This window comes from Arthrobacter sp. HY1533 (assembly GCF_027568515.1).
In the GTDB taxonomy this organism is placed as follows: Bacteria; Actinomycetota; Actinomycetes; order Actinomycetales; family Micrococcaceae; genus Specibacter.
The window spans coordinates 52,802-75,684 of the sequence record NZ_JANKZF010000020.1; the positions used below are offsets into that span (position 1 = coordinate 52,802).

23 protein-coding genes are annotated in these 22,883 nt (G+C 66.4%); 6 read left to right on the forward strand and 17 right to left on the reverse strand.

The window, feature by feature from the left end; all coding sequences use genetic code 11:
• Positions 1–6 precede the first annotated feature (6 nt).
• From qcrB to ctaE, 4 genes are all read right to left on the reverse strand, one after another.
• Positions 7–1,677, reverse strand: coding sequence for a cytochrome bc1 complex cytochrome b subunit (qcrB, locus tag PCK14_RS14985; RefSeq protein ID WP_269939310.1), 1,671 nt, complete (start codon positions 1,675–1,677; stop codon positions 7–9).
• Between the two features lie 2 nt (positions 1,678–1,679).
• The gene (gene qcrA / locus PCK14_RS14990) at positions 1,680–2,708 is read right to left on the reverse strand and encodes a cytochrome bc1 complex Rieske iron-sulfur subunit (protein ID WP_269939311.1); all 1,029 of its coding nucleotides are present in this window, start codon (positions 2,706–2,708) and stop codon (positions 1,680–1,682) included.
• Positions 2,709–2,803: 95 nt separating this feature from the next.
• Positions 2,804–3,592 (reverse strand): cytochrome bc1 complex diheme cytochrome c subunit, encoded by a 789-nt coding sequence (gene qcrC, locus PCK14_RS14995; RefSeq protein WP_269939312.1) that lies wholly within the window; start codon positions 3,590–3,592, stop codon positions 2,804–2,806.
• An 88-nt stretch (positions 3,593–3,680) separates the two neighbouring features.
• Positions 3,681–4,319, reverse strand: coding sequence for an aa3-type cytochrome oxidase subunit III (gene ctaE / locus PCK14_RS15000; RefSeq protein ID WP_442864739.1), 639 nt, complete (start codon positions 4,317–4,319; stop codon positions 3,681–3,683).
• A gap of 186 nt (positions 4,320–4,505) precedes the next feature.
• Here ctaE and trpD point away from each other — a divergent pair, with 186 nt between their 5' ends.
• Positions 4,506–5,570, forward strand: a complete 1,065-nt coding sequence (trpD, locus tag PCK14_RS15005; RefSeq protein WP_269939314.1) for an anthranilate phosphoribosyltransferase — start codon at positions 4,506–4,508, stop codon at positions 5,568–5,570.
• 21 nt (positions 5,571–5,591) lie between these two features.
• Here the strand turns inward: trpD and PCK14_RS15010 are convergent, their stop codons facing one another.
• The 6 genes from PCK14_RS15010 to PCK14_RS15035 all read right to left on the reverse strand — a co-directional run bounded on the left by PCK14_RS15010 (position 5,592) and on the right by PCK14_RS15035 (position 9,402).
• Entirely contained in the window at positions 5,592–6,326 is a 735-nt protein-coding gene (locus PCK14_RS15010; protein ID WP_269939315.1) for a copper homeostasis protein CutC, read from the reverse strand.
• 8 nt (positions 6,327–6,334) lie between these two features.
• Positions 6,335–6,616 carry an Lrp/AsnC family transcriptional regulator gene (locus PCK14_RS15015; RefSeq protein ID WP_269939316.1) on the reverse strand — a complete coding sequence of 94 codons (282 nt, stop codon included), beginning with the start codon at positions 6,614–6,616 and terminating at the stop codon, positions 6,335–6,337.
• A gap of 103 nt (positions 6,617–6,719) precedes the next feature.
• Positions 6,720–7,106 carry a DUF3054 domain-containing protein gene (locus PCK14_RS15020; RefSeq protein ID WP_269939317.1) on the reverse strand — a complete coding sequence of 129 codons (387 nt, stop codon included), beginning with the start codon at positions 7,104–7,106 and terminating at the stop codon, positions 6,720–6,722.
• A 95-nt stretch (positions 7,107–7,201) separates the two neighbouring features.
• Complete coding sequence (locus tag PCK14_RS15025; protein WP_442864740.1) at positions 7,202–8,083, reverse strand: SDR family oxidoreductase; 882 nt, start codon at positions 8,081–8,083, stop codon at positions 7,202–7,204.
• Complete coding sequence (locus PCK14_RS15030) at positions 8,080–8,640, reverse strand: Dps family protein (protein ID WP_269939318.1); 561 nt, start codon at positions 8,638–8,640, stop codon at positions 8,080–8,082. Before PCK14_RS15030 ends, PCK14_RS15025 begins: the two co-directional genes overlap by 4 nt.
• Before the next feature lie 141 nt (positions 8,641–8,781).
• Positions 8,782–9,402: an L-threonylcarbamoyladenylate synthase gene (locus tag PCK14_RS15035; RefSeq protein ID WP_269939319.1), complete on the reverse strand. Its 621-nt coding sequence runs from the start codon at positions 9,400–9,402 to the stop codon at positions 8,782–8,784.
• 156 nt (positions 9,403–9,558) lie between these two features.
• On the opposite strand from PCK14_RS15035, the gene PCK14_RS15040 reads away from it, so the two are divergent.
• Complete coding sequence (locus PCK14_RS15040; RefSeq protein ID WP_269939320.1) at positions 9,559–11,931, forward strand: transglycosylase domain-containing protein; 2,373 nt, start codon at positions 9,559–9,561, stop codon at positions 11,929–11,931.
• Between the two features lie 15 nt (positions 11,932–11,946).
• On the opposite strand, the gene PCK14_RS15045 is transcribed toward PCK14_RS15040, so the two are convergent.
• Positions 11,947–12,606 carry a hypothetical protein gene (locus PCK14_RS15045; protein ID WP_269939321.1) on the reverse strand — a complete coding sequence of 220 codons (660 nt, stop codon included), beginning with the start codon at positions 12,604–12,606 and terminating at the stop codon, positions 11,947–11,949.
• A gap of 253 nt (positions 12,607–12,859) precedes the next feature.
• Here PCK14_RS15045 and PCK14_RS15050 point away from each other — a divergent pair, with 253 nt between their 5' ends.
• On the forward strand, positions 12,860–13,408 hold the full coding sequence (locus PCK14_RS15050; RefSeq protein ID WP_269939322.1) for an AMIN-like domain-containing (lipo)protein: 549 nt from the start codon (positions 12,860–12,862) through the stop codon (positions 13,406–13,408).
• Positions 13,409–13,556: 148 nt separating this feature from the next.
• Here the strand turns inward: PCK14_RS15050 and PCK14_RS15055 are convergent, their stop codons facing one another.
• The gene (locus PCK14_RS15055) at positions 13,557–13,979 is read right to left on the reverse strand and encodes a pyridoxamine 5'-phosphate oxidase family protein (protein ID WP_269939323.1); all 423 of its coding nucleotides are present in this window, start codon (positions 13,977–13,979) and stop codon (positions 13,557–13,559) included.
• Between the two features lie 7 nt (positions 13,980–13,986).
• A complete protein-coding gene (locus PCK14_RS15060; protein WP_269939324.1) occupies positions 13,987–15,039 on the reverse strand; it encodes a LacI family DNA-binding transcriptional regulator in 1,053 nt (350 codons plus the stop codon).
• Positions 15,040–15,303: 264 nt separating this feature from the next.
• Here PCK14_RS15060 and PCK14_RS15065 point away from each other — a divergent pair, with 264 nt between their 5' ends.
• Genes PCK14_RS15065 through PCK14_RS15075 form a run of 3 tightly spaced genes read left to right on the forward strand, consistent with a single transcriptional unit; the run spans position 15,304 to position 18,568 of the window.
• A complete protein-coding gene (locus tag PCK14_RS15065; protein WP_269939346.1) occupies positions 15,304–16,437 on the forward strand; it encodes a Gfo/Idh/MocA family protein in 1,134 nt (377 codons plus the stop codon).
• A 2-nt stretch (positions 16,438–16,439) separates the two neighbouring features.
• Positions 16,440–17,663: a dihydrodipicolinate synthase family protein gene (locus tag PCK14_RS15070; protein WP_269939325.1), complete on the forward strand. Its 1,224-nt coding sequence runs from the start codon at positions 16,440–16,442 to the stop codon at positions 17,661–17,663.
• Positions 17,660–18,568, forward strand: coding sequence for a sugar phosphate isomerase/epimerase family protein (locus PCK14_RS15075; RefSeq protein WP_269939326.1), 909 nt, complete (start codon positions 17,660–17,662; stop codon positions 18,566–18,568). Before PCK14_RS15070 ends, PCK14_RS15075 begins: the two co-directional genes overlap by 4 nt.
• 108 nt (positions 18,569–18,676) lie before the next feature.
• Here the strand turns inward: PCK14_RS15075 and PCK14_RS15080 are convergent, their stop codons facing one another.
• The 4 genes from PCK14_RS15080 to PCK14_RS15095 form a co-directional block, all read right to left on the reverse strand.
• Positions 18,677–19,657 (reverse strand): PQQ-dependent sugar dehydrogenase, encoded by a 981-nt coding sequence (locus PCK14_RS15080; protein ID WP_269939327.1) that lies wholly within the window; start codon positions 19,655–19,657, stop codon positions 18,677–18,679.
• Positions 19,658–19,911: 254 nt separating this feature from the next.
• Positions 19,912–20,625: a hypothetical protein gene (locus PCK14_RS15085; RefSeq protein WP_269939328.1), complete on the reverse strand. Its 714-nt coding sequence runs from the start codon at positions 20,623–20,625 to the stop codon at positions 19,912–19,914.
• A 186-nt stretch (positions 20,626–20,811) separates the two neighbouring features.
• Entirely contained in the window at positions 20,812–21,447 is a 636-nt protein-coding gene (locus tag PCK14_RS15090; protein WP_269939329.1) for a uracil-DNA glycosylase, read from the reverse strand.
• Between the two features lie 242 nt (positions 21,448–21,689).
• Entirely contained in the window at positions 21,690–22,877 is a 1,188-nt protein-coding gene (locus PCK14_RS15095) for a YihY/virulence factor BrkB family protein (protein ID WP_269939330.1), read from the reverse strand.
• Between the last annotated feature and the right edge of the window lie 6 nt (positions 22,878–22,883).

Genomic DNA, 22,883 nt, shown 5'->3' on the forward strand with positions numbered 1-22,883 from the left:
TGGGGACTAGTGCGAGATGGCCTTGTCGCCTTCGCCGGCCTCCACTGCCTCGTGGTGGTGGCCCGCCTCGAGTTCGGACGGCGATGCCGGGGCAACGCGGTCCTCGAAGAAGAATCCGCTGAGCTTGGAGCGCAGCTTTTCCTTCCGGGTGACGATCCCGTTTTCGTTCGGGATGCCTTCCTCGGCAACGGGGGATTCGTAGCCAACAAGCTTGTAGCGCTTGTAGTCGTCCACCTGTGCGTGGATTTCCTGGAACTCACCGTGCGGCAGGCGCACAATGCGTCCCGTCTCGCGGCCGTGCAGGGCGATCTCGCGGTCCTTGCGCTGCAGCGCCAGGGCCACGCGCTTGGTGACGATGAAGCCGACGATCGGGCCGATGAAGAACAGTGCACGCAGCCAGTACGTCACGTCATTGAGCGAGACTTCAAAGTGCGTTGCGATCAGGTCGGAGCTGGCAGCTGCCCACATGACGCAGTAGAAGATGAAGCCGGCAACACCAATGGCGGTGCGTGTCGGTGCGTTGCGCGGGCGGTCCAGCACGTGGTGCTCGCGGTTGTCGCGGGTGACCCAGCTTTCGATCCAGGGGTAGGTGAACAGCAGCGTGAACACCAGGCCTGCGGGGATCAGGGCCGGGCCCAGAACGTTGAACGTCAGCGTGTTGACGCCCCAGGGGAACGGGATGTGCCATTCCATCGGGATGTTGAACAGCCAGCCCGGCATCAGGCGCAGGGCGCCGTCAACCCAACCGATGTACCAGTCAGGCTGGGTGCCTGCGGACACGGGGGAGGGGTCGTACGGGCCGTAGTTCCAGATCGGGTTGATCTGGAAGAACGCCGAGATGAAGGCGATGATGCCGAAGACGATGAAGAAGAAGCCACCGGCCTTTGCAGCGTAGACCGGGCCGAGCGGGTAGCCGACGACGTTGCGGTCGTTGCGGCCCGGGCCGGGGTACTGCGTGTGCTTGTGGACAACCACCATGAACAGGTGGATGGCAATCATGAGCAGGATCAGGGCCGGAACCAGCATGATGTGCATCATGTACAGGCGGCCGATGATCATGGTGCCGGGGAACTCTCCGCCGAACAGGAAGAACGAGATGTACGTTCCAACCACGGGGATGGACTTGACCACGCCGTCGATGATGCGCAGGCCGTTGCCGGAGAGCAGGTCATCGGGGAGCGAGTAGCCGGTGAAGCCGGCAGCCATGGAGAGAATGAGCAGCACGCCGCCCACAACCCAGTTCAGTTCGCGGGGCTTGCGGAAAGCACCCGTGAAGAACACGCGCAGCATGTGCACGGACACGGCGGCCACGAACAGCAGTGCCGACCAGTGGTGGACCTGGCGCATGAACAGGCCGCCGCGGACCTCGAAGGAGATGCGCAGTGCGGAGTCGTAGGCCACGGACATTTCCACGCCCTTGAGCGGGACGTACGGGCCTGCGTAGTGGGTCTCCGCCATGGACGGGTCAAAGAAGAACGTCAGGAAGGTGCCCGAGAGCAGCAGGATGACGAAGGAGTACAGTGCCACCTCGCCGAACATGAATGACCAGTGGTCGGGGAAGACCTTGCGGCCAAATTCCCGCAGCATGCCCGATCCGCCGACGCGCTCATCAACAAAATTGGTGATGCGTCCGGTGGAGGTGGTGGGTTCGAACGGTGTTTGCGTTGCAGTGCTCATGATTAGCCACGCTCCCAGAAGCTCGGTCCGACAGGTTCGTGGAAGTCGCTCTGGGCGACCAGGTAGCCATCGGCGTCAACCGTGATCGGCAGCTGCGGCAGGGGGCGTACGGCCGGTCCGAAGATGACCTTGCACTCCTGCGTCAGGTCGAAGGTCGACTGGTGGCAGGGGCACAGCAGGTGGTGCGTCTGCTGCTCGTAGAGGGCAACGGGGCAGCCCACGTGGGTGCAGATCTTGGAGTAGGCAACGATGCCGTTGTAGCCCCAGTCCTCGCGGCCCTCGGAGGGGTTGAGGTCTTCCGGGTTCAGGCGCATGAGCAGGACAACTGCCTTGGCCTTCGCGTTCAGCTTGCCGTGCTCGAGCTCGTTCAGCGACTCGGGGATCACGTGGAAGGCGGAGCCGATGGTGACATCTGCGGCCTTGATGGGTGTTCCGTCGGGGTCGCGGGCCAGACGCTCGCCTTCCTTCCACAGGGTGTGGCGGAGGGCGTCGCCGGGCAGCGGGCCCAGGTCGCGGAAGATGGCAATTGCCGGCAGCGGGGCCAGTGCAACGGCTCCGATGAGGGTGTTGCGGATCAGCGGACGGCGCTTGATGCCGGTCTCGTCGAGAATGTCATCGACGATCTTGACGGCGGCCTGGCGGTCTTCCTCGGAACGGATCTCGTGGCGTTCCTCGGCAACTTCGTGGTCAGGCATGAGGGCGCGGGCCCAGTGCACAATGCCCGTGCCAATGCCCAGCATGGCAAATGCCACGCCCAGGCCCAGAAGCGTGTTCTGGATGCGCAGGGTGCCGATGGTGTCATCGAGGCGCACACCGAAGTAGCCAACCATGAACACCAGGGTGCCCACGATGGAAATGATAAATAGCCATGCCACCTGGCGTTCGGCACGCTTGGCCGCCTTGGGGTCGGTATCGGCCAGTCGCAGGCGATGTGGAGGCAGTCCCGGATCTTGGAACTTGTCCACCTCTTCGCGACCAGCCTTAGCTACGGCGTCCGAGCTTGTCGGCGTGCCGTCACTATGGTTGCCCATAATCCCCTCATCCTTCTCTTATCCCGGTACGTTCCCGGGGTCGTAATGTATGTTTCACGGCTGCGTGGCAGCCAAAATCTGCGGCTTTCTGAAGCCTAGGAGGTGCGGGACGTCAGCCAGATGGTGAAGCCGATGATGACACCCAGGACGGCGGTCCAGAGGAACAGGCCCTCGGATACGGGTCCCAGTGAGCCAAGCTTTGCTCCACCAGGTGCGCCCTGGTTCTCAATGGTCTTCAGGAAGGTGATGATGTCGCGCTTGCCCTCGGGGGTGATGTTCGCGTCGTTGAAGACCGGCATGTTCTGCGGTCCCGTGACCATGGCGCTGTAGATGTGGCTCTCCGAGACGCCGTCCAGCGGCGGGGCAAACTTGCCGCGGGTCAGGGCGCCGCCGGCAGCTGCCGCATTGTGGCACATGGCGCAGTTGACGCGGAACAGCTCGCCACCAACAGCGGCGTCACCCTTGCCGTCGAGGTATTCCTCGGCGGGCAGGGCCGGGCCGTCGCCAAGGGTGGCAACATAGGCTGCCATCTGGCGGGTCTGCTCGGTGTTGAACTGCTTGGGCTTCTGCTTGGCCTGGGGTCCCTGCATCTGCATGGGCATGCGGCCCGTGCCGACCTGGAAGTCAACGGCGGCAGCGCCGACGCCGGCCAGGGAGGGTCCTGCGTCCGTGCCGCTGGCGCCGAGGCCGTGGCAGGTGGCGCAGTTGGCCACGAAGAGCTTCTCGCCCTCCTCGACTTCATGCGCCGTGTAGGTGGTGGTCTCAGCCTTGGCCTCATTCACGGTTGTGACAACGGCGTACAGCCCACCTGTCAGCATGAGCCCCAGCACCAGCAACGCTAGTGCAGCCAGCGGATGACGTCGCTTCTGCGAAAGTGCCTTCACTTGGTGGTTCCTTTGATCTATATCCAGCAGCCCCTGACAGGGGCCGCAAATGCTAATTCTTACCGGGATGGAAGAAGGCTTCGGGAGCCTACTTCAGCACGTAGATGACCAGGAAGAGGCCGATCCACACGACGTCCACGAAGTGCCAGTAGTAAGAAGTCACGATCGCGCTGGTGGCTTCGAAGTGTCCAAACTTCTTGGCGGCGTAGGCGCGTCCAATGATGAGGAGGAATGCGATGAGTCCGCCAATGACGTGCAGGCCGTGGAAGCCGGTGGTCATGTAGAAGGCAGAGCCATAGGGGTTTGAGTTCAGGGTTACGTGCTCGGAGGTCAGCATGACGTATTCGGTCGTCTGACCGGCAACGAAGATGGCACCAAGAACGAACGTCAACAGGAACCACTCCGTCATTCCCCACTTGGAGAACGCGAAGAGGCGCCCGGTGCGGCGGGGCCGAAGGTTCTCCGCGGCAAACACGCCCATCTGGCAGCTGAATGAGCTGGATACCAGGATCAGGGTGTTAACCAGGGCGAACGGGAAGTTCAGCTTGGCCGATTCTTCCGCCCACATTCCACCGGTGGTGGAACGCAGGGTGAAGTACATGGCAAAAAGGCCGGCAAAGAACATCAGCTCGCTGGACAGCCAAACAACGGTTCCTACAGAAACCATGTTCGGCCGGTTCAGCGTCGGATGCGCCGGGGTACTGGGGGCATGGGTCGCAGTTGTCACATAGACATTATGTCTATAAACGGCCAGAGTTCCCAATGCGAAATGCCGTTTGCGGGATCTTTTTCTACAAACTTGCGAAATTCCGGCGGATTCACAGCTTAAACCCAGATGCGTATGCACAACACGGTGCGCGTGTCAATGGTCACAAAGGCCGTTCGGGGCGCTGTTTCGTCTAACATCAACAGGGTGAATCCTCTCCAAAACGCACCCGCAGCCGCCCGCACCTGGCCCAACCTGATCGCCGCGCTGATCGCGGGGGAGGACCTGAGCCAGGAGTCAACGGAGTGGGCCATGAACACCATCATGGCCGGCAATGCAACTGACGTTCAGATCGCCGGATTCCTTGTTGCCCTGCGCGCCAAGGGGGAGACCGTGGCGGAGGTGACGGGCCTGGTGGAGGCCATGCTTGCCAACGCCCGCCCGCTGCATGTGCCCGGCGATGCCCTGGACATTGTGGGGACCGGCGGGGACCGCCTGAACACCGTGAACATCTCCACCATGGCGGCACTCGTGTGTGCCGGTGCCGGTGCCACGGTGGTCAAGCACGGCAACCGTGCCTCATCCTCGGCCGCCGGATCCGCCGACGTCCTGGAGAAGCTTGGCGTGCGCCTGGACTTCCCACTGGAAACCGTGGCCCGGGCCGCAAGCGAGGTGGGCATCACCTTCTGCTTTGCCAATTTCTTCCACCCCTCCATGCGCCACGCAGCCATTGCGCGCAAGGAAATCGGCGTGCCCACCGCCTTCAACTTCCTGGGCCCGCTGACCAACCCGGCCCGCGTGGTTGCCTCCGCCATTGGCGTGGCCGACGCCCGCATGGCGCCGCTCATGGCCGGGGTCCTCGCCGCACGCAACATCCGCGCCCTGGTGTTCCGCGGCAGCGACGGCCTCGATGAACTCACGACGACGGGCCCCTCCACTGTTTGGGAGGTCCGGGACAATGTGGTCACCGAAAGCATCTTTGACCCGCTGGATTTGGGCATCGCCCGGGCCACCATTGATGACCTCCGGGGGCAGAACGCCGAGTACAACGCCCAGGTGGTGCGCCGCATCCTGGACGGGGAACGCTCACCCATCCGCGACGCCGTGCTCTTGAATGCCGCCGCGGGCCTGGTGGCCTACGACCGCTCCGCCCACGGCAGCCTGCTGGAACGCTTCAAGTTCGCCCTGGCCCGGGCGGAGGCGTCCATCGACGGCGGCGGGGCCGCCAACGTGCTCAAGAGCTGGGTGGCCCTGGGCAGCTCCCAGGCGTAAGGCCGGCCGGGCTGCCCGGTCTCAGGCCAGGGCGCGTGCCGCCTTGCCGGCCTCCGCCACCAGGGCGGCATCAGTTGCGAAGTAACTGTGGTCCTCAGCCTGGGCGGAGGCTGTCAGCGGTGCTGGGGGAGGATCGTTGACGCTTCGCTTGGCCGACAGGTGCACATCGCGCAGGCCCGCAGCGTGGAAGGCCGCGAAGTCGGAGATCTCCACACCGCCGCCGGCCATGACGTCCAGGCGCCCTTGGGCTGCCTCGTGCATGGCCCGCAGTTGGTTCAGCCCGGCGCCGGCGCGTACCTCCCCGCCGGAACTGAGGATCCGCGCAACGCCCAGGTCCGCCAGCCGCGGCACCGCGGCCGAGGCCTCGGTCATGGAGAGGTGGTCCACGGCGCGGTGGAAGGTGATGTGCATGCCGTTGGCGGCAGCGATGAGAGTCTCCACAACCGCGTAGTCAATCCCGCCCCCGGGCTTCAAGGCGCCGATGACAACGCCGGAGGCGCCGCCGTCGTGCATTTCCTTGATCTCCGCCACCATCAGGGCCACGGCGTCGCCGTCGTAGACGTAGTCGCCGGGCCTGGGCCGGATGAGGGTGTGGACGGGCAGGGACGGCTCGGCGGCACGGATGCCCTTGAGCAGTCCCTGCGAGGGTGTCAGGCCACCCAGCTGCAGGGCGCAGCACAGCTCAACGCGGGCCGCTCCGTTGGCCGCGGCAAGCCGGGCACCGGGGACATCCTGAACGGCGATCTCCAGGCGCATCCCGGGGCTCAGTGGTCGAAGCCGAGGGAAAACGCCGCGTCCAGGTCGTGCTGGGAGTAGGCGCGGAAAGAAATCTGGGTGGTCGTGGAGACCACTGACTTGACCTTGGAGAGCTTGTCGGCGATGACGTCGGCCAGCTCTTCGTGCTTTTCAACGCGCGCAATGGCGATCAGGTCCCATTCCCCGGTCACCGAGTAGACCTCGCTGATGCCCGCCAGCTCGGAAATTTCCTGGGCGGACTCGGGGATCCGCGTTGCGTCAGTCTTGATGAGGACAAAAGCAGTGATCACAGGTGGGGTCCTTGTCGGTTCGGGTGCAAAAAGCTGTGTGTCGTGGCGAGCGGCGCGCCTGCGCTGCGCACCATTTGATCGTAGCGCAGCGGCCCGGCGCTGGTCAGGAGCTGCGGGTGCGCCGCGCCACAAGAGTTGCCAGGAGCCGGTGGCCCAGCAGGAAGAGCGCCAGGACCAGGGTGGCCACGATGACGAAGGGCAGTTCAGCCGTGCTGCCGGAGGCGATGCGCAGGGCCATTCCGCCGGCCACCGTGATGAGCCACAGGCACACGCCCTGGGGCCAGATCCGCAAGGGTGCCTTCCAGCTGCGGCATACCAGCCAGCCGATCGCCAGGGCGGCCAGGAAAGGCCACGCCGTGGTGAACACGCCTGCGGCGGTCAGGCTTTCACTGTGGGAGCTGCGCCCGGACAGGGCAAAGACCAGCACCAGGACGGCGTCGGCCGCCACGGCATAGGCGATTGTTTTTGGGGAGGAATGCGATTCGTTCACGCATCGAGTTTAGCCGCACGGCGGTCGGGAAGCCTGCCGCCACCGGGCACTGATGCCCGGTGGCGGTGCCGGCTGTGGCCGGCCGGGTCCGCAGGCTACTTGGCGGGAAGGCTGGTTCCCGTCCTGGTGGCCTGCCGCCAGCCGTTGCCGGTGAGGTGCGAGCTGGCCTGGGCGCCCATTTGGGCCATGCCGCCGTCCACCTCCCAGCTGGCCCCTGTGACATAGCTCGCGGCAGGCGAGGCCAGAAATGCAATGACGTCGGCAATCTCCTGCGCCACACCCGCATGGCCCAATGGCAGGCCCGGGCGCGGAATGTCATGCGGGTGCCTGGTTTCCTCCACGGGCAGGTGGGTGGCGATTTCGCCCGGTGCCACGGCGTTGACGGTGATGGCGTCCCCCGACAATTCCAGGGCCATTGTCTTGACCAGGCCGTCCAGGCCGAACTTGGACGCGCAGTAGGCGCCGTAGCCGAACCTGGGCTGGTGGGCGTGGATGCTGGTGACAACCACGATCCGCCCGCCCGCACCGCCGGCCTGCAGGAGCCTTGCGGCGGCCTGCAGGCACAGGAAGGCGCCGTTGAGGTTCGTGTCCAGGATGCGCTGCCAGTCTGCGTACTCCGTATCCACCACCGACGCCGTCAGGCCCACGCCCACGTTGTTGACAAAGACGCCCAGCCCGCCGAGCGTGCCGGCCAGGCCTTCCACGGCGGGGGCGCAGCTGGCCAGCTCCGTGGTGTCCAGCCACACGGATGCGGCCCGGCGGCCCAGCGCCTCGATGGCGGCCGCCGTGTCCGCCGCCCCGGCCTCGTCGTCATGCCAGGTGAAGCCCACATCGAAACCGTCCCGGGCCAGGGCAAGGGCCGTGGCCCGCCCGATGCCCCGGTCGGCGCCGGTGACAACCGCAGTCCGCGGATACAGGGCAGCCTGTGGCCGGGACTCTGCCGTGCCGAAACCGGATCCGGCCGGGTCGGGACTCACTTGGCCTTGTTGGCTGCGGCGCGTTCGGTCTTGGCGCCGGCATTGACGAGTTCGCCGTCGTCGTCCTCCAGGTGGGCGCGCATGAACCACTGGAACAGCTCGAGCTGGGCGCACTGGCCAATGAGCATGTCCTCGGTGATGGGGTCCAGCGGGCCCACCTCCGCGAGGGTCTTGCGGTGGCTCTTGAGGAACCCGCTGTAAACCACGTCCAGCGCCGCGAGGTGGGCGGAGGTGTGGGCGCGGCCAATGGAGTAGTCGTCCCAGGTGCGCGTGGCAACGAGCGCCCCGGGCAGGCCGTTCGGGGAGACCCCGAGGGTCGCAACGCGTTCGGCCGTTTCATCCACCATGGCCCGGACCTTCTCAATCTGCGGGTCCAGCATCTCGTGGACGCTGATGAAGTCCCGGCCCACCACATTCCAGTGCGCGTGCTTGAGCGTGAGCTGGAGGTCGTTCAGGGCGTGCAGGCGCGACTGCAACAGCGCGGCAACCTTGTGGCCGTCCTGCAGCGTGAGCCCCGGCACTGTGTATCCTGCGTGGGCTGTCCTCTTCGTGGCCATTGAAACTCCCTTGTGTCAGATGCTCCTGTGAACGCCACCGGGCTGCTGCCCGGCCTGGCTCCCACGCTAGCCACATCGGGGCCCAAGTTCCAGAGAATCGCCCAAGCAGCCCGCCAAGTTACCTGTCGCGCAGGGGCGGGCCTATTCGAAGCGGCTGGGATCGCCCATCCCGCGGCGGACCACCTCGGCATAGCCGCTGGAGAAGTCCACCACTGTGGTCGGCTCGGCACCGACGTCGCCCGAGTCGATCACGGCGTCCACGGAGTGGTCCAGCGCCTCCTTGATTTCCCAGCCCTGGGTCAGCGGCTCCTCCTCGCCGGGCAGCAGCAGGGTGCTGGAGAGCATGGGCTCGCCCAGCTCCTCGAGAATGGCGTGGATCAGGCGGCTGTCGGGGATGCGCACGCCCACTGTCTTCTTCTTCGGGTGGGCCAGCCGCTTGGGCACTTCCTTCGTGGCGGGCAGGATAAAGGTGTACGGGCCGGGCGTGACGGCCTTGATGCTGCGGAAAATGTCATTGTCCAGCATGACGAACTGGCCAAGCTGCGCAAAGTCCTTGCAGACCAGCGTGAAGTGGTGCTTGCTGTCGAGGTTCCGGATGGAGCGGATGCGGTCCAGCGCCTCCCGGTTGCCCAGCTGCGCACCCAGCGCATAGCAGGAATCTGTGGGGTAGGCCACCAGCCCGCCCTGCTGCAAGATGGCCACGACCTGGCTGACCGAACGGGCCTGGGGGTCATCAGGGTGGATGTCAAAGAATTTAGCCATGCCCCGAGCTTACGTCCACAGGGGCCGCACCCACGGGATTTTCAGCGAACTCCCATGTAGGGGGCGCAAGCTGAAAAGTGCGCTTTGTGTTGCGGATTGACTGCAGACGGGCCCATAGACGACAAGCAGGACAGGCAAGCGAGGGGAACACGGCACATGGCCAAGGGAACGGTAAAGCAACGGCGCGGCGGCGCGGAAGGCCGCGGGGCCGTGGCCGGCCTGGCCCGGCTGTTCGGCATTTGTGCTGTGGTGGGCGTTCTGGTCGCCACCCTCTTTGTACCCGCCGGGGCTGTGGCCATGGCCGCCGTTTCGGGGGCCGACGACTTCCTGTCCGTGGTCCCCTCGGGCCTGGACTTCAAGCCCCCGGCCCAGGCCACGAAGGTGCTGGCCTCGGACGGATCAACCCTTGCCACGCTCTACGCCCAGGACCGCCAGGTGGTTGACCTGGAGAACATGTCGCCCTACATCCGCAACGGAATTGTGGCCATTGAGGACGCGAGGTTCTACGAGCATGGCGGAGTGGACCTCGCCGGCATTGCGCGCGCCCTCGTGGCCACGCTGCAGGGCGGCCGCCAGGGCGCCTCCACCATCACCCAGCAATACGTCAACAACATGCTGATTGAACAGCTCGTGGCCGACGGCAAGGGCGACGAGGCCAAGCTCGGCGCCGAGAAGACCATGGCCGACAAGGTGCGGGAAATCCAGATGGCGATCGGGCTGGAAAAAAAGATGTCCAAGGATGACATCCTGGCCGGCTACCTGAACATCATTTACTTCGGCAACGGCGCCTACGGCATCGAGGCCGCCGCCAAGCTCTACTTCGGCACCTCCGCCAAGGACCTCACGCTGCCCCAGGCCGCCGTGCTGGCGGGCGTGGTCAACCGGCCCGCCTATTACGACCCCATCACCCAGCCCGACAACGCCCTGGATCGGCGCAACAGTGTGCTGTCCAAGATGCTTGAACACGGCTCCATCAAGAAGGACGAGTACGACGCCGCCGTCAAGGCGCCGCTGGAGCTGCACGTGACCAAGACGGCCCAGGGCTGTGCTGCCGCAGCAACGGCCCCGTACTTCTGTGACTATGTCCAGCAGCTCATCCTCAACGACAAGGCTTTCGGGGCCACCCCGGAGGAACGCACCAAGTTCCTGTACCAGGGCGGCCTGACCATCCAGACCACCCTGGACCCTGCGCTCCAGAAGGTGGCCCAGGAACAGGCCACGGCCGCCATGTCGGCCACTGACCCGCTCCAGCGCGGTGCCGCCGTTGTCAGTGTCCAGCCGGGAACCGGCAAGGTCCTGGCCATGGCCCAAAACACTGTCTACGACCCCGCCACGGCGCCGGGAAACTACATGGGCAACTTTGCGCTGCCTGTCAACGACGCCAACGGGGAGCCCCTGCATGGCGCCGGCGGCTTCCCCATTGGATCCACGTTCAAGCCGTTCGTGTTTGCCGAGTGGCTCAACAGCGGGCACTCCATGATGACCACGATCAACGGGGCCGTGCGCCAATACCCGGCCGGATTCGCCTGGCAGAACAGCTGCGGTTCAACCACTGGCAACTACGACCCCGCTTCGGGGACCACGCTGCTGCCCAACGACGACCCCAACCACTACTACCCCATGAGCGCCTATGAGGGGTTGTACAACTCCATCAACACCGTCACGTTCCAGACGGCCGCGGCGCTGGACTTTTGCAACATCCAGAAGATGGCAACAGCCGCCGGGGTGAAGGACGGCCTGACCAACAAGCCCTACGCCCTGGATAGCATCGCCAACCTGATCGGCACCCAGAATGTGGCGCCCCTGGACATGGCGACGGCCTTTGCCACCTTTGCCAGCGGCGGCACCCGTTGCGAACCCGTGGCCCTGGTCTCCGTGACTGACGCCTCCGGCAACAAGTACCCGGTCCCGTCGGCCAACTGCCAGCGGACCATCAGCGAGGAGGTGGCCGCGGGCACCACCTATGCACTGCAGAGCGTGCTGGTGAAGGGCTCGGGCTGGAACATCCCGCTCGATGACAAGTCCAATGCCTTCGCCAAGACCGGCACCACCGACGGAAACACAGACACCTGGACCATCGGCGGCACGAGCGGCATCGTCACGGCTGCCTGGTTTGGCAGCTACCAGGGCACCGGGCCGGAATGGTACAACCAGGACATCACCATCAACGGCCGGTACTACGCCGGCGTGGACGGCGCCAACATTGCCGGCACCCAGTGGGCTGGCGTCATGAACGCCGCCAACGCCAACCCCGCCTACACGGGCACGCCGTTTGCCCAGCCGCCGGCATCCATGCTGGCCCGCACCGCACCCCTGGTGGTTGGGGACAACGACCCCAAGGCCGGCGACTATGTGGCACCCGAGGCCGAGCCGGCGCCCCAGCAGCAGGCACCGGCCACCCAAGAAGCCCAGCCGGTGCCCTCGGCGCAGCCCACCGCCGCGCCGGAAGCAACGGCCACGGGGAACCCCGGGCAGGGCAACCAGGAATCGGCCAGCCCGGGCCAGGGGAACAGCACCAAGAAACCCTGACGGGCGGCCCGCGCCTCAGCGCCAGGCGCCGGGGGTGCTTCCGGCCGCGCGTTCGGCCGTCTCCAGCGCCGCGGCAAGCTCGGCGACGGAACGGCGGTAGCCTGCCACGCCGTCGTCCGGGCCGACGCCCAGCATCGCGTCCCGCTGCGTGGCGGCCGCGGCCGTGACGGCCCGGATGAGTGCCTGTGTTTCCGGCACCCGGACGTCGGTCATGGCCGGGAAGTCAATCGACGCGGCCGGGTCCAGCTCGTAGCGGCCCCAACGCGCCAGCAGTGTCCTGTGCGCCTCGGTGACGGCGGCCAGTGCGCCGGCGGCCACGGCGCGCCTGTGCTCCGCCTCGGCCAAGATCCTGCTGCGGTGCGCCAGGCGGTGGGTGGCCAGTGCCGACGTGGCTGCCACGGCAAGCAGCCACAGGGATTCGGCCTTGTTGGCTGTTGCGGGGACCAGCACCAGGGGCAGCAGCACGCACAAGCCTGTGAAGGCGTACCAGAAGGCTGCGTCGGGATCGTTTTCACGGCGGGGGCGAGTGGCGGCGAGCCACACGGTGGCAGCGGCCACGGCGGCCACGAGCACTGCCAGGACCAGGAACACCATCTTTTGCACCTCCCGCGGCACGGCCCGGGCAGGACGCACGGACGCTTGTGTCCAGCCGCCGTCGAATGCGGCCTTACTCAATTGCAGGCCGAATCCGGGCGCAGGTCAAGGGCCCGCCGTCCGGTGACGATGGGGTTGCGCCCGTGTCCGGGACGTTCCCCAGGTCACGATTGCACGGCAGCTGAAACATGCGTAACTTTTGCCGGCCCGTTGGTAACGGCCGTAACGGTTGGGCCGATTTTTGCCTGCACCCCGTGCATTGCAGCGGGCTGCGGATCTAGCTTTATATCACCTTGCATCAGGGTGTTAACGGTTCCCAAAGAGGGTGTTTCCAATGAAAATCTTTAAGACATTTCTGGCAGTTGCGGGGCTGCTCGCCGCTTTCCTCATTGTCGGCCCGGCGCCGGCCCAGGCCGCGCCGTATTGCGGCATCACGTGGGGCTCACTGGCCAAGGCGTCCGGCAGTCTCACCGGTGCTTCCGTCACCAATGTTCGTGCGGGCCAGCACGCGTGCTTTGACCGCATGGTCATTGACCTTCGGGGCCATGCCAACGGCTTCAGCGTCAAGTACGTTTCATCGGTTTCCCAGCCGGGCAGCGGATTGCCAGTGCCGCTCCGGGGTGGCGCCGATTTGCAGGTTGTGGTCCTGGCTCCGGCCTACGACCAGGCAACCGGCTTGGCCACCTATTCACCGGCCAACAGGAATGAGCTGGTCAACACCGCAGGCTTTGCAACCTTCCGCCAGGTGGCCATGGCCGGCAGCTACGAAGGCTACACGCACATCGGGTTGGGCGTCAGGGCCAGGCTGCCCTTCAGGGTTTTCTTCCTGAACGGCCCGGGCGACACCACCCGGATCGTCGTTGACGTGGCCCACCGCTGGTAGCCGCCGATTCCTCACACTGGCCGGGCGCCGGCGGGGGGGGTTTGATGGCCGCCGCCCGGGGCCCCCCCGGGGCGGCCCCTATCCCACCCCCGGCCGGGCCGCCGGCGAGGTGTTTTCCTGGCACCCCGCCGGCGCCTCCCTGTGCGCGTCAGTATCGTTCGGGTTCGGTGCCGAGGGGGAAGCGGATGCCGCGGACACTTGTGGGGGTGATTTCCACGAACGTGTACTTCAGCGTAGGCAGCCACGGCGTGAGCGGAAGCAAGTTGGCGGCGTCGATCTCCGTCTGGGATTCAAGCACGCGGGCGGTGCCCTTCAGGACCACGCTCCACGCCTCGGTTTCGGCCAGGCCGTCAATCTCGAAGGCCACCGTGCTGTTGACAGTCAATTCGGCCAGCTTGGTGCCCGGGTTGGTGCGCAGGAGCAGTTTGCCCGCGTGGGCCAGGTAGTTGATGGGGAAGATGTCCGGGGCATTGCCCACGCTCAGGGCCAGCCGGCCGAAGTGGGTGTGTTCCAGGAACTTCCACGCCTCGCTTGCGGACATGTTGGCGCCGGGGTTCTCCTCAAGGCTCATGCTGCGATTATGCCCCACGCGCCTGGCCCGCGCTTTCGCGCAGCACCACGGTGCCCGTGACGGAGGCATGGCCGGCGGCGTCCGGCGCCAGGGCGAGCCCGGCCGCGAGGCGCCCAATCTCCTCCAGCGGCAGCCGGTAGGTGGTCAAGGCGGGGGAGTGGTCCCGCAGGGTGGGGATGTCATCGAAGCCGGCAACCTGCACGTCGCCGGGGATGTTCAGCCCGCGGGTCCGCAGGGCCGTCATGGCGCCCAAAGCCATGACGTCGTTCGCGGCCAGGATGCACAGGGGTGCGGCGCCGTCCCCGGCGCCGGCGGAAACCCCCAGGGAATCCAGGAGTTCGAGCGTGGCCTCGTTGCCGCCCCGGCTGGTGAAGGCGCCGTGCACCACGGACTCGGGCGCCAGGCCCGCCGCCGACAGCGCACGGGTGAAGCCTGCAACGCGGATGCGGGCCGTGTTGCGCTCGTGCGGTCCGGCGAGAATGGCAAAACGGTCTATGCCGGATTCGATCAGGGCGGTGACAAGTGCCGAGGCGCCGTCCAGGTTGTCCACCTGGACGGCCCGTGCCCCGGGAATTTCCGAATCGCCCAGGGTCACCACGCGGCCGCCGTTGTCCATGTAGCGGGCCAGCGCCTTGGCCAGGCGAGGATCCTCCGCAAGGAGCCGGGAGGCGGCCAGGATGATGGCGTCGGTGCGGTAGGAGATGAAGGCATTGACGGCCGCCAGCTCCGCATCCGCGGAGGAGTCGCCGTCGCCGCCCAGGTCCGTGCCTGCCAGCAGCACCTGGTGCCTGGAGTCCAGGGCAGCCTGCTGGACGCCGTGGGCAATCGCGGAAAAGTAGGGGTCGGCAATGTCGTGGACCACCAGGCCCACCAGTCCCGTGGTGGAGCGTGCCAGCGCCTGCGCCTGGGCGTTGGCCACATAGCCCAGCTCCTCGGCCGCGGCCTTGACGCGCTCGGCAATGCCGGCGGCGGGCGTGCGGCTGGAGCCGTTGAGCACCCGGGAGGCGGTGGCGAGCGACACGCCGGCGAGGCGGGCCACTTCGGTGAGCTTGACGGGCACGGTGGCTCTTTCTCGAGTGGGGCGGGTCCGGGCAGACACTGGCCGGGAAAATCCTGCCATGAAAATGGTCCTTGACCCCGTGGTGACTTCAGCATATATTGGAAAGCGCTTTCCAAACTTCAGGCCACGCCGGGCATTCCGGTGAATGCCCCCACACCACCTTCGGAGAAAACCGTGACGATGACAGCCACCAGCGAGCAGACTGCCGCACAGACCACCCCTGCAGGCGAAGGCGCCGGCAAGAAGAAGGTCATCCGCATTGCCATGAACGGCATCACCGGCCGCATGGGCTACCGCCAGCACCTGCTGCGTTCCATCCTGCCGCTGCGTGACTCCGGCCTGACCCTGGAAGACGGCACCAAGATTGCCATCGAGCCCATCCTGGTTGGCCGCAACGCCGAGAAGGTCCGCGAGCTTGCCGAGCTGCACAACGTTGAGCACTGGACCACCGACCTGGACGCGATCATCGCCGACCCCACTGTCGACGTCGTCTTTGACGCCTCCATGACAAGCCTGCGCGCCGCCACCCTGAAGAAGGCCATGGCCAACGGCAAGCACATCTTCACCGAAAAGCCCACGGCCGAAACCCTGGAAGAGGCCATCGAGCTGGCACGCATCGGCCAGGAAGCCGGCATCACGGCGGGCGTTGTCCACGACAAGCTGTACCTGCCCGGCCTGGTCAAGCTGCGCCGCTTGGTGGACGAGGGCTTCTTTGGCCGCATTCTGTCCATCCGCGGCGAATTCGGCTACTGGGTCTTCGAAGGCGAGCACCAGGCCGCCCAGCGCCCGTCCTGGAACTACCGCAAGGAAGACGGCGGCGGCATGACCACCGACATGTTCTGCCACTGGAACTACGTCCTTGAGGGCATCATCGGCAAGGTAAAGACCGTCAACGCCAAGACCGCAACCCACATCCCGGCCCGCTGGGACGAGCAGGGCAACGAGTATGTGGCAACCGCCGACGACGCCGCGTACGGCATCTTCGAACTGGAGACCCCGCAGGGCGACGCCGTGATCGGCCAGATCAACTCCTCCTGGGCCGTGCGCGTCTACCGCGACGAACTCGTGGAATTCCAGATCGACGGCACCCACGGTTCCGCCGTGGCCGGCCTGAACAAGTGCGTGGCCCAGCAGCGCGCCCACACCCCCAAGCCCGTTTGGAACCCGGATTTGCCCGTCACCGAATCCTTCCGCGCCCAGTGGCAGGAAGTTCCCGCCAACGCCGACTTGGACAACGGCTTCAAGCTGCAGTGGGAAGAATTCCTGCGCGACGTCATGGCCGGCCGCGAACACCGCTTCGGCCTGCTGTCCGCAGCACGCGGCGTGCAGCTCGCCGAACTGGGCCTGCAGTCCTCCGCCGAGCGCCGCACCCTGGACATCCCGGAAATCGAGCTCTAGAGATGACCACTTCCATCACCCTCCCGCTGCCGGACGGCAGCCTTGAGGCCCTGTCACTGAACCCGGCCGGACCCTGGCACAAGCCCACGGCCCTGATCACCTCGCGCAAGGTCTACGCGGCCGCACACGTGACGCCAAGGGTTCTGGGCAACAACGTTCCCGGCGCGCCGGCCGACATCGACTGGGATGCCACCCTGGCCTTCCGCCGCGAGCTGTGGAGCTGGGGCGTGGGCATTGCCGACGCCATGGACACAGCGCAGCGCGGCATGGGCCTGGACTGGGCCGCAACCCAGCAGCTCATCAACCGCTCCGCCGCCGAGGCAGCCCGTTTCGCTTCCCCGGAGCGCACCGTGCGCGACCTCCTGGCCTGCGGCGCCGGCACCGACCAGCTGGATCCGGCCACCGTGGAGCCCGGCGAGGCCGGCCTGGCAGCAGTGCTGGCCGCCTACCGCGAGCAGATCGCCGTGGTCGATGCCTCCGGCGCCAAGGTCATCATCATGGCCTCGCGCGCCCTGGCCAAGGTTGCCTCCGGCCCGGCCGACTACCTGGCCCTCTATGGCACCCTGCTGACCGAGGTCAAGGAACCGGTGGTCCTGCACTGGCTCGGCACCATGTTCGACCCCGCCCTGGCCGGCTACTGGGGCAGCGACGACGTTGCCGCCGCAACGGCCACGTTCCAGCAGCTCATTGACACGCATGCCGCAAAGGTGGACGGCGTGAAGGTCTCACTGCTCGACGCCGGACACGAAGTAGCGCTGCGGGCCTCACTTCCCGAGGGCGTGCGCCTGTACACCGGCGACGACTTCAACTACCCGGAGCTCATTGACGGCGACGGCACGCACCACTCGGATGCGCTGCTGGGCATTTTTGCCGCGATTGCACCGGCGGCGTCCACGGCGCTGCAGGCGTACGACGCCGGCCAGCCCGCCAAGGCGCGTGCCATCCTGGATTCCACCCGGGACCTGGGCCTGCACATCTTCGAGGCACCCACGTACTACTACAAGACCGGAATCGCGTTCCTGGCCTGGCTCAACGGCCACCAGGCGGGCTTCCAGATGATTGGCGGCCTGCAGGCGGGGCGCGACCTCAACCACCTGGTCAAGTTGTTCCGCCTGGCCAACACGGCGGGCCTGCTGCTGAACCCGGAGCTGGCCGCCACCCGTATGGCGGGTTTCCTGAACACCGCTGGCGTGGAATCCACAGTGCTGGAAGGGGCCAACGCATGAGCACCTTTGCGAAGCTGTCCATCAACACGGCAACCATCAAGAAGGCCTCACTCGCCGAGGCCCTTGAACTGAGCGTGGCCGCGGGACTTTCACACATTGGCCTGTGGCGCGACAAGGTGGCCGAGGTGGGACTGGAAACCGCGGTTGGGTTGGTGCGTGAATCCGGCCTGCAGGTGTCCAGCCTGTGCCGCGGCGGCTTCCTGACCGCAGCCGACGTTGCCGGCCAGGCTGCGGCCCTGGCCGACAACAAGGCCGCCATCCTGGAGGCGAAGGCCCTGGGCACCACAGAGATCATCATGGTGGTGGGCGGCCTGCCCGACTTCAGCGTGGCCCCCGGAGCCGTCGACGGCGGCGGCCAGGCTGCCGCCGTCGTCGGCGGCAAGGACCTGGTTGCCGCACGCCGGAGGGTCGCCGAGCGGCTCGCCGAACTGGTGCCCTTCGCCCTGGAACACGGCGTGCGCCTGGTGTTGGAACCGCTGCACCCCATGTACGCCGCCGACCGCGCCGTGCTCTCGACCCTGGGCCAGGCCCTGGACTTGGCAGCGCCGCACCCGGTCGAGGCCGTGGGCGTCGTGGTGGACACCTTCCACGTGTGGTGGGACCCGCAGCTGCAGGAGCAGATTGCCCGCGCCGGCGCCGAGGGCCGCATCGCCTCCTACCAGGTGTGCGACTTCAACCTGCCCATCGCCACAGACGCGCTGCTGTCCCGCGGTTTCATGGGCGACGGCGTCATTGACTTCGCGTCCATCGGCGCCTGGGTTGCCGAGGCAGGCTACAACGGCGTGGTCGAGGTGGAGATCTTCAACGAGGACATCTGGGGCCTGCCCTACGCGGACGTCATCGACACCGTCAAGGCACGCTACGCCGAACTCGTGGAGCCGCACCTGGCCCTGGCAAGCGTGTAGCTTCACCTCCGGTGGTCGAGCTTGTCCCCGGTGGTCGAGCTTGTGTCCGGTGGTCGAGCTTGTCGAGACCCGGGTCTCGACAAGCTCGATCACCGGAATTCCGGCTCGTCAGCCCGCCGGCACTTCCACGATCTTGTCGTCGCCCTGCCTTGGGGTGCCGCGGCCGTCTGTGTTGTTCGTCAGGACCAGCAGGCGGCCGTCCGGCGTTAACGCCACGTCGCGGAGCCGGCCCAACTCGCCCAGCAGCCTCGCCTCGGCCTTGGGCGTTCCGGCCAGGTCGATGACCCAGAGCCGTTCCCCGCGGAGGGCTGCCATGTAGAGCGTTGTGCCGTCGATGGCGATGCCGCTGGGGCTGGCCTCGTCCGTGGGCCATTGCAGCACGGGATTGGTGAAGCGTGAATCGGTGCCGATGCCTTCGACCACGGGCCAGCCGTAGTTGTTGCCGGCCTTGATCTCGTTGAGTTCGTCCCAGGTGTTCTGGCCAAACTCGCTGGCCCACATGCGCCCCTGGCTGTCCCACGCAATGCCTTGGACGTTTCTGTGCCCCATCGACCAGACGGGGCTGTTGGGGAACGGGTTGTCCGCAGGGATGCCGCCGTCGGGCTTCAGCCGCAGGATCTTGCCGTTGGGGGAGGCCGGATCCTGTGCCGAGCTGCCGTTCCCGGCGTCGCCCGCCGTGGCATACAGCATGCCGTCGGGGCCAAAGGCCAGCCTTCCGCCGTTGTGGTTGCCCGCCTTGGCGATCCCGTCCAGGATGACCGCGGCCTGCCCCAGGCTCCTGGCCCCGGCCGCGCCCAGCAACGGCATGCGCACAATCCGGTTGTCGCCGTCGGAGGTGAAGTAGGCATAGACGTCCAGGCAGCCCGTGTCCGGATCCGGCGTTGGATTCCCTGTGCAGCTGCCCAGGTGCACAGCCAATCCCAGCAATCCGCCCTCGCCCCTGTGCACGACGCCGGCCACCTCGCCCACCGTTCTTTTTGTCCCGTCGGCCGCCACCTCCAGGATGCGGCCCGAATCCCGTTCACTGACCAGGAAGGTGCCGTCGGCCAGGGGGACTAGGGACCACGGGGCGGCGAGCGCGTCCGCCACAACCCTCGTTCCGCCTGCCGTGGCTGCCGGCGTGCCTTGCGCAGATGCGCTTTGGGCAGGTCCTGGCCCAGGCGTGGGAGGTGCGGGTTTGCAGGCGGCCAGGGACAACGCCGCCGCAAACAAGGCGGCCGCCAGCAGGGGCCGGGTTCGCGATGGGCGTCGCCGTGCCCCCATCAGTGCGGGACTGTCCCTCATGCGGCGAGCCTATCCCACCGCGACTCTGCCTGCCATGGATTGTCCTGGCTGCTTCACGCTCAGCGGGCGGCGCCCTTGGTGCGGTGCCCGGCCAAGAGAACGGCGCCCAGGCATAGCCACCAGAGCATTGCCAGGGGGATCAGTGCGATGGAGCCCAACCAGAGGATCTCAGGCAGCGCGTCGGTTCCCGTCTCCGATCCGTTCGTTGGTGCCACCATGATGGGACCTGCCAGGAGTATCACGACACGGAGCGCGGGGAACACACCCAGAATGCACAGCCAGAGGGGGAGTGCGCGGGATCGTGCGCCGGCGGCGCAGATTCCCACCGCCCAGACACAGAACATCATGATGCCCGCCTGGGCGAATCCGTGGATCCCCACCATCTGGATGGAGAGGTAGGCCGACTCTCCCCACCCGCTGTTGAGGCCGCCGAGGTAGAGCATGGGCCCCACCGACTCGCGCAGCACCCCATGCATGAAGAAAAACGCCGCCGTGAAAAGCCCCAGGGCGCTCAACACGCGGCGTGTGAGGCTGCTGGACCGTGGTGCAAGCGCATCCGAGACGGCAAAGCTTGCCACCACAAGGGCCATTGCCATGATGAAAAGTGAAATCCCCGCAAACGCGTAGTACTGCGGATGCCGGCCCAGATAGTCCAGGCTCACTGCGGGGTTGTCGGTGTCCTCGAAGCCAAGGACCTGCGGCATGAGTTCAAAGGCAAACCACGTGACGCCCGCAAGGCCGGCGATCATGACGGCCAGTCCGCCCGCACGCATGGTGCACTCCTAACGACGTGGAGAATGCTACTCGCCTCGGCAGTCGCGCGAAAGGTTGGCCGTGCCTGGGGGAGGGCAGCCGCCGTCGGCCCATAAAACAAACTGACCCGCAGCAGTGGCTGAAAAAACGCGAAAATCGCGTCATTTTCGACCACCATTGCGGGTCAGATGGGGAATGCTGAAAGGTCAGCGGCCCTTGACGGGGATGCCGTTGCGGGTCATTGACTCGGCGTAGGCCTTGGCCGATTCCAGCAGCCACTGCTCCTGGCGCTCGGGCGAGCCGGCAAAGCTGCGGCCGGAGAGTGAACGGACCTTGTAGATGCCGAAGCCGCGCTTGTAGAGCATGGGGCCCTGTGCCTTCAGGAGCTGGTCGGCCAGGCGGTGTGCCTCGGTGCCGTGTGCCACCAGGGCCGAGGCGCGCGGGACCAGGGTCAGGAACTTCACCAGGGGGCGCAGGCCCTGCTCGATCTGGGGTGCTGTCAGGCGGCCGTTGGGCGCACCCGGGGTGAACCAGGGGTGGACGTTCCACGGCATGACGTAGCTGGGCTTGAGCCCCAGCTGCCAGTGGATGCCCAGGAGGCGGGTGGCTGCCTGCTCGTCGCCGGCGGTGACAAAGCCCGAGGAATCAATTTCGCCGACATTGGAGAAAAGGCTGATGATCCGGGTCTCATCGACGTCGTGGACGGGATCAACATAGGCAACCTGCTGCTCGGGCCGGGCTTCGGCCAGGGTGTCGCACAGCTCGGTGATGGGTGCAATGTTCTCGTCGTAACGGCGGTTCCAGAGCTGGTCACGCAGTGATTCAGTGGCCACGGATGTCATTGAGGCGCAGTTCTCCTTGCAGGGATTGAGTGGGGGTGGCAGCAGTCCGTCATGGGGACTGGGCCGACTTCTCATCTTAGCAATTTTTGTTGGGGTCCCGGGCCACGGGGGTGTGTGCTAAGGGGGCTGGAAAAGGGTGCTTTGTGAGAAATCCAACAGGGCAAAAGCCCCGCAAATCCGGGTGGGCTGCCCTGCGTCGGGCAGTGCGCCGCGGTGCTTTTCCTGGCCGTGAAAAGTTTGCCTCAGCGTTTCCGGCGCCTGGTGCGGAGGGCTGCGCCGGCAGCGGCTGCCAGGGCGATTCCGGCCATCCACCAGAGCGCATTCATCTCGGGCGACGTGTCCAAGGACCCGGTGCCGTCAGGCTGCAGTTCTCGGCGCAGCCGGCGCCCCTGTGCAATGAGCACCTCCTGCTTGCCCAGCCGCTTCACGCTGGCCGTGCTGTCACGGGGCGGCAGTTGCAGCTGTTTCTCTGCCTTGATCCCGGCCTGCAGCTCCCGCGCCCGTTCCAGTTCGGCGTCAACGTGCGCCCCAAGCAGGAGCATGACGTTCATGATCCACATCCACAGCAGCAGCACGACCATGCCTGCGATGGTTCCGTAGGTCTTCTCATACTTGCCGAAGTTGGCCACATACAAGCCGAATCCCGCCGAGGCGGCCACGATGGCCAGCAGCGCCAGTGCGGCACCAACGCTGACCCAGCGGAACCGCGGCTGCCTGACGTTGGGGGTGAAGTAGTAAAGCATGGCTATGAGCAGGATTGCCAGCACGGCAAGCACTGGCCACTTGGCAATGTCCCAGGCCCTGATGGCTGAATCCCCGATGCCCACGGCCTCGCCCACTGCGCGGGCCACCGGGCCGGAGAGCAGCAACATCAGGGCCATGGAGGCGACCATCAGAACGGCCGCCAGGGTCACCAGCAGCAGTGCCGGGCGCAGCTTCCACACCGGCCGGCCCTCGTCAATTCCGTAAATGCGGTTCAGGGAGCGGCTAAACGCGCCGACATAGCCGGACGCGGACCACAGGGCCGTGGCAAGGCCCAGGGCAAATGTCCAGCCTGCAGCGCGCGAGCCGGCCAGCTGCTGGATGGGGCCCTGAAGCGCTTCGGCGACCTTCTCATCTGCGAGCCGGCCCACCATGTCAACGAGCAGGGCCGAAGTTTGCTGCGCCTGCCCCACCAGGCCCAGGATGGAAACCAGGGCCAGCACTGCGGGGAAGAGCGACAGCACCCCGTAGTAGGTCAGGGAGGCTGCCATGTCAGTGCTTCCATTGGCACTGAAGCTGTTGATGGCCCGCCGGACAAGGTACTTGAAGGATCGTGCCGGAAGTTCCGTGGGCCCGGCGGGCTTGCGGCCGTCATCAGGTGCCGGCGCACCGGCCTTGCCGGCCGCGGTTCCGGGCGGGGCCGGTTCCGGGCCGGCGGGGGAGACCATGGCCGC

What these genes read in the sequence shown, in the direction of transcription:
- qcrB (WP_269939310.1), bottom strand. Translation starts at nt 1,677, where the DNA reads ATGAGCACTGCAACGCAAACACCGTTCGAACCCACCACCTCCACCGGA.
- qcrA (WP_269939311.1), bottom strand. Translation starts at nt 2,708, where the DNA reads ATGGGCAACCATAGTGACGGCACGCCGACAAGCTCGGACGCCGTAGCT.
- PCK14_RS15010 (WP_269939315.1), bottom strand. Translation starts at nt 6,326, where the DNA reads ATGCGCCTGGAGATCGCCGTTCAGGATGTCCCCGGTGCCCGGCTTGCC.
- PCK14_RS15030 (WP_269939318.1), bottom strand. Translation starts at nt 8,640, where the DNA reads ATGGCCACGAAGAGGACAGCCCACGCAGGATACACAGTGCCGGGGCTC.
- PCK14_RS15035 (WP_269939319.1), bottom strand. Translation starts at nt 9,402, where the DNA reads ATGGCTAAATTCTTTGACATCCACCCTGATGACCCCCAGGCCCGTTCG.
- PCK14_RS15040 (WP_269939320.1), top strand. Translation starts at nt 9,559, where the DNA reads ATGGCCAAGGGAACGGTAAAGCAACGGCGCGGCGGCGCGGAAGGCCGC.
- PCK14_RS15050 (WP_269939322.1), top strand. Translation starts at nt 12,860, where the DNA reads ATGAAAATCTTTAAGACATTTCTGGCAGTTGCGGGGCTGCTCGCCGCT.
- PCK14_RS15055 (WP_269939323.1), bottom strand. Translation starts at nt 13,979, where the DNA reads ATGAGCCTTGAGGAGAACCCCGGCGCCAACATGTCCGCAAGCGAGGCG.
- PCK14_RS15065 (WP_269939346.1), top strand. Translation starts at nt 15,304, where the DNA reads ATGAACGGCATCACCGGCCGCATGGGCTACCGCCAGCACCTGCTGCGT.
- PCK14_RS15070 (WP_269939325.1), top strand. Translation starts at nt 16,440, where the DNA reads ATGACCACTTCCATCACCCTCCCGCTGCCGGACGGCAGCCTTGAGGCC.
- PCK14_RS15075 (WP_269939326.1), top strand. Translation starts at nt 17,660, where the DNA reads ATGAGCACCTTTGCGAAGCTGTCCATCAACACGGCAACCATCAAGAAG.
- PCK14_RS15085 (WP_269939328.1), bottom strand. Translation starts at nt 20,625, where the DNA reads ATGCGTGCGGGCGGACTGGCCGTCATGATCGCCGGCCTTGCGGGCGTC.
- PCK14_RS15090 (WP_269939329.1), bottom strand. Translation starts at nt 21,447, where the DNA reads ATGACATCCGTGGCCACTGAATCACTGCGTGACCAGCTCTGGAACCGC.
- PCK14_RS15095 (WP_269939330.1), bottom strand. Translation starts at nt 22,877, where the DNA reads ATGGTCTCCCCCGCCGGCCCGGAACCGGCCCCGCCCGGAACCGCGGCC.